We start from the raw sequence: 829 nt of genomic DNA, 5'->3' as shown, positions 1-829 counted from the left end.
GAATTCGCGTTTGATCGCCTGCCCCCTTAGGGGATACCCAGAAGACAAGAGCAATTAAGTCGTCTCAAGAAAGCGACTGTTTGGGGACCGGCACTATACCATCGACGGCTGAGACCGGCTTGACCAGTCTCACCGGTGGAGAGCGAAGCTTTGCTCGGTATCGCCGCAATTGGAGAGAGCGCCAGCCTATGCCTCAATCGCCAGCGCCGGTCTTCGAAGCTGCGGACGAGATTTCCGCGGAAACCTCCGTCGTCGTGATTTTGCAAACTGCCCAACCAAGCTTTGGTCCCCGGGCAGCGGCTCTGGACGCTGAGATGAGCGGGATCGTGTCACGTGCTTGCTCCGACCCGGCCGCCTTGGCCGAATCCGGCACCTGCATCGATCTCATCGCCCCGCAAACAGTATCGACCAAGCGTGTGGTCGTCCTGGCCTTGGGCAAAGCCGAAGCCGTAACCACCCTCTCGTTGGCGCGCGCCGGCGGTCTGCTTGCCGCACATCTGGAAGGCAAGGGGGAATGCGCGGCCACTCTGGTCCTGGACCCCATCGCTGGCATTGAACTATCCGGCGCCGAAATCCTGGCGCGTGTCGCGCTTGGCATGCGGCTGCGCCGCTATCGTTTCGACATGCGCAACCGGCGGCAAGGCGCGGGGGCGGATCGAACCTTGCGGGTGAAACTGGTCGGAGCCGGCGGCACGGATCTGACCGCGGCGCTGACGCGGATCAATGCAATCGCCGACGGCGTCGAATATGCACGCACCTTGGTCAACCTGCCGCCAAACCATCTCCACCCCGACAATTTCCATGATCATCTGGAGCCGCTGCGTGAAGC

1 protein-coding gene is annotated in these 829 nt (G+C 62.2%); it reads left to right on the top strand.

Translation table 11 applies throughout. From position 1 onward, the window contains the following. Nucleotides 1–314 precede the first annotated feature (314 nt). Nucleotides 315–829, top strand: a 515-nt coding sequence (locus EN893_RS36085; protein ID WP_281062542.1) for a M17 family peptidase N-terminal domain-containing protein, incomplete at its 3' end; no start/stop codon positions are given.

This window comes from Mesorhizobium sp. M7A.F.Ca.CA.004.04.2.1 (assembly GCF_004022825.1).
Classification (GTDB): Bacteria; Pseudomonadota; Alphaproteobacteria; order Rhizobiales; family Rhizobiaceae; genus Mesorhizobium.
This window is presented reverse-complemented; position numbering and strand designations above follow the sequence as displayed.